The 3,597-nt window shown below is 31.4% G+C and carries 1 protein-coding gene; it reads right to left on the bottom strand.

All coding sequences use genetic code 11. The annotated features are described in order from the left end of the window. A partial coding sequence (locus NMM26_RS09500) for a YSIRK-type signal peptide-containing protein (RefSeq protein WP_254754328.1) occupies positions 1-3,155 on the bottom strand: 3,155 nt, incomplete at its 3' end. Positions 3,156-3,597: the final 442 nt, after the last annotated feature.

Below are 3,597 nucleotides of genomic sequence, written 5' to 3'. Positions count from 1 at the left end.
GCATCATCAGGAAATTGACTTTTATCTATATTTTTCAGAACATCTGGTTGGATATTGTTGTCACTAACTGATACAATTTGAGGAATTCCTTCAACTACTACAACATCAAATTTATCAGTATCGTCATTTTTTTCAACTGAGTCTTTTCCCTCACTATCTGTAGCCTTTAAAGTTACTGTATATACACCTGGTTTAGAAGTATCTAATCCCTGATCATCAATAACTGAAACATTTGGTTTTGTTATTTCCTTATTATCCCTATCATCTTCTAAATCAGCTACTTCAATACCTGGTTTACCATCAACAATAGTATCTGATACTTGTTTCAAAAGTTTTTCAGTATTAACTTTATTAGACACATCCGTTTTAGGAACATATATAACATCTTTATTGACATTTAAAGTTGGAGCTTCATTTAAAACATTCGCATAAGCAACATCTGAATCATTTCCTGCTTTATCTTGAACAGTTACTTTGATGCGTTTGTCAGGAGATAAATCATCATTTGCTTCATCTAAATTAATATCTTCAGGTAAAGGTAATACTAATTTCCCATCAATTATATTTAATTTTTCAGAATCTTTGTACCATTCATCACCTTTTTTAGTTAATTTAATTGTTTTCGCACCATTTGGTAATGTTACTGTTATACCAGTTACACCACCAATCGCATGATTAATTTTTTCAACTTCTGTTGTAGCTTCATCGTCTGCTAACTTATGCTGATTATCCTTGTTATTATTGTTCTTATCGTTTTCAATAACATTCTTTTTCTCTCTTACAGGGTCAGTTAAGCCTGTCTCTTCCTCTGGAATAGAAATCAAGAGGTTTCTTCCCTGATTTTTATTAGTACTATTTCCCTGCACTCCATCGGTATGTATTGTTTCGACTGTTGGTGCTTTAGGTTTTGTTGAATCAATATAAATCGTCTTATTATAATAGTAGTTTGGATTTTCAGAATTTCTTACACCAGATACTGTATTATGGTATAAACCATTTGAATTTGAAACATCGCCCGTATTCAATAAAACATTATCATCAGAATCTCTTAAACCATTTGGTAAAAAGGTTCTAATTTTAAATGTTGCTGTACCCTTATAGTTTGAAGTTGTAGTGAAAGGAATTTTAAAATTTCTAGTTCCATTATTAGAACCAACACCTATTCTAGGATCTTTTCCTGCGTTATTAGCAGAAGTATTATAAATTAAAGTTAATTTTCTACTAATTGAGTCATATACAATATTTTTAGGACTAATTGGAACCCCTCCAAACCAAACAGTATCTTTAGCATTTTTAATATTGTCTGGTAACTCTACACCTTCTGGTATCTCGATCTCAGTTTTCGCTGAACCATAATGTCTAATTCCACCAACACTATTGACGGTAAATTCTAGCTCACCTTTCTGTTCTGATTTGTATAATTTATTTTCTCCATATCCCCCTTCTTGGTTATTAGTCTTAACATTAGTAGTCATTTCTGTTCCAGTACCCAATGCTAAATTAACAGCTCCGACAAAATAACCGTCTTCTAATTGTTTCTTTCCGTTATTCAATGAGTATGAAGTTTTGCCTGTTATTGGATCTCCTTTTAATGCACTACCGTCATGCAATGCTTCTATTTCAACTCTAATTCTAGTTGTATTTAGAGGTATCTCATAAATTGCACGATATTCTGTCCATCCATCACCGTTTCCTCCATTACCCGTAGGTGTAGATATATGAAAAGTTTCATATTTTTCACCTTCTGTCCTATCATCTCGTACACTAGGAATTAAACTATTATTTTGTGCATCATAAACTGATATTTTTATTTTTTCTCCTGTTCCGGCAGTTCCCATGTTCCCGTAGGCACCACCTGTAATCGCACTTAATATAACTCTCGAATTACTATTTACAGAATACTCTTTTGAAATTTTATTTCCTTGTTTTCCCAATTCTAAATAGTAACCTTTAGGTAAATTATGAGTACCAACAGTACCTGAGTAATTTACTCCATTTGCATAGTTTTGGTTTGAAGCATGTACTCCTAGCGGTTGATTGGGACCCTCATTCTCATTATAATTTCTAGTAATAGAATTATCGTTATCATATACTTTACTTGGAGTTCCCAGATATTCCTTTTCACGCCCTGTATCAGCTACTGGTTGCTCAGGCTTAATAGCTTTTAAAATAGTTGATGCACCTGATGAATCAGTAATCTTCCAACCATTTAAAGAACCATTAATCTCTTTTTCTTTCCATTTATAGGTAATACCTCCAGTTAATAGCTGAGTCTTTGACTTCCCAGTCTTATCTGATAAGATGCTCTTAGACCATTGTTTTTCAATCTTTCTCTCTTTAACTACAGCATCATCAAAATTAATATCACCAAATTGCTCTTTTGCACTCTCAAAAACTCCATTTTGGGGATTATTTCCATAACCCAGTTTATTATTATTTGTTGGTCCTTCTATCGCTTTACTAATTGTATTTGCAGAATTTGATACAGCTTCTCTAAATCCACTCTCTCCTTTTCCTGGAATGGCTTTTCCATTTCGTGGATCTTGATTTTTGTTTTCTTTTTCTTTTTCTAATTTCTTTTCAATGGATGCTTTTGGTATACTTTTAAGAATAAAATCTATATTATTAAGAGAACTTAATTCTTTGTCGATATCTCCCTGTATTACTTTATCATTAGATAATAAGTCTTGTGCTTTAGCTAATTCTTCATTCGCACTTTTGATTACTTCTTCTGTTTTTTCATTCACTTCAGTTTTTTCAAGTAACGCTTGAACACGAGCAACAGCTAATTCTAATTTACTTGTATCAGCTTTAATAAACTGTTTTTCCTCTTGTCTACTCTCATTATTAAAAGATTCAGTTGAAGAAATAACATCTTTAGATTCTGTATTTTCAGAAGTTGCTTCTGATACCTTAAGATTAGAAGTATTAACTCTATCCTCATTATCTGTTTTCTTATCATATTCCTTTTGTTGATGATTTGAAGATACTGAGGCAGCACTACTATCATTACTTTGAATAGCATCTGCCTGAACAGTACCTCCACCAATAAACATCATAAAAGCAGCAATCGCGACTGAAGCTGCTCCAAAACTTACTTTGCGAATAGAAAAACGTAGTTGTTTTTCACGATCATGTTTACCTTTATAAAACATCTGATTTCCTCCGTTATAAATATCTTATTATATATTATGATACTCTTTTTATCTAATAAATCAATAGAGTTTTTCGCAAAGTTTTATATCACAAAAGGAACAATATCCGTATATATATATATATATATATATATATATACGGATATTGTTCGCTATTCTTTATAAATATTACATTCTATGAAACATGATGTTTATTGTCTGAAAAATTACGTTTTTATAACATTTTAAATCACATAAATATTTAGCCTATGTATTTTCCAATCAGCTATTAGTTCCTAGCGCTAATTATTTATCATCAAGTAGTACAACCTGTTTCGAATCAGGTTGATAAATGGCTTCCATTTACTTCCTTCTTTCCTAGTTAATCTATTTACACTTCAATCCTACCAAATATTCCTTGAAAGAAGTATCACAATCATTACAAAACATATCTACAATAAAT

The sequence above is a fragment of the Streptococcus sp. CF7_Ac1-8 genome (assembly GCF_024295435.1).
GTDB lineage: Bacteria > Bacillota > Bacilli > Lactobacillales > Streptococcaceae > Streptococcus > Streptococcus mitis_AP.
Note: the sequence above shows the minus strand (reverse complement) of the source record. Positions and strands in the feature narration are given on the sequence as shown.